Genomic DNA, 1016 nt, shown 5'->3' with positions numbered 1-1016 from the left:
GCCTCGCCCCAGCTCTTGTTGTCGCCGCCGTGGTGCACCTCGTCGAGGATGACGAGCGTCGGCGTGCGCTCGGTGCGGATGCGGTGCACCTCGGGGTTGCTCGCGACGCCCTGGTAGGTGAGGGCGACCCCGTCGTAGTCGGACGCCTCATCGACCTGACGGTTCGTGAACCTCGGGTCGATCTGGATGCCGACGCGCGCGGCCGCGTCGGCCCACTGCGTCTTGAGGTGCTCGGTCGGCGCGACGATCGTCACCTTCTTGACGATGCCGCGCCCCAGCAGCTCCGTCGCGAGGCGCAGCGCGAACGTCGTCTTGCCGGCGCCGGGGGTTGCGACGGCGAGAAAATCGCGCGGATCGGTGCTCAGGTACCGCTCCAGCGCACCGGCCTGCCAGGCGCGCAGCTTGCCCGCGGTACCCCACGCGGCGCGCTCCGGGAAGGCGGGTGAGAGGTGCTCTGCAGCCGAGGTACTCATAGGCCGAGCAGTCTACCGGCGCCGAACGAACTCCCCGACCTGGCCGCCGCCACCGACCGTTCAGGCCAGCCGGAACGCGCGCGACAGCCCCCACGAGGCCGGGGACGAGCACCATCGGGACGGCGAATCCGTAGCGCAGGGACGTGTCGCCGAGCGCGCCCGTCCCCGTCAGCACGGCTCCGAGCAGGGCGCCGACGTAGTTGAACTGGTTGAAGCGCGCGTTGATCGCGTCGCTGCCGGCTTGGACGGACGCCGCGTCCGCCTCCGGGTGTGCGTCGCGGGCGAGGCGCGCGGCCACCGAGTACGACAACGGCGCGACGAGCGCCGCGGGGCCGAGCCGCGCCGTCAGCCAGTCGCCGCAGCTGCGGCTGAGCAGCGAGCACACGAGGTACGGCAGGGTGGCGACGGCGACGAGCGAGGCCGGTGAGGCGAAGGTGTGGTGCAGGTAGGTGGGCGCCCACGTCGTCACGGCGATGTCGACCATGTAGAACACGACGAGCGCGAGGGCGAGGGTGAGGATGCGGCGCCAGGGCAGGCTGCGCG

2 protein-coding genes are annotated in these 1016 nt (G+C 72.2%); one reads left to right on the top strand and one right to left on the bottom strand.

Translation table 11 applies throughout. From position 1 onward, the window contains the following. Window positions 1-473: DEAD/DEAH box helicase (locus B2284_RS06600; RefSeq protein WP_286697312.1), on the bottom strand; the 473-nt coding region annotated here is incomplete at its 3' end. Window positions 474-682: 209 nt separating this feature from the next. On the opposite strand from B2284_RS06600, the gene B2284_RS06595 reads away from it, so the two are divergent. Continuing rightward, window positions 683-922, top strand: coding sequence for a hypothetical protein (locus B2284_RS06595; RefSeq protein ID WP_062257649.1), 240 nt, complete (start codon window positions 683-685; stop codon window positions 920-922). Window positions 923-1016: the final 94 nt, after the last annotated feature.

The sequence above is a fragment of the Dermacoccus sp. UBA1591 genome, assembly GCF_002322065.1.
Lineage (GTDB): Bacteria > Actinomycetota > Actinomycetes > Actinomycetales > Dermatophilaceae > Dermacoccus > Dermacoccus nishinomiyaensis.
Note: the sequence above shows the minus strand (reverse complement) of the source record. Positions and strands in the feature narration are given on the sequence as shown.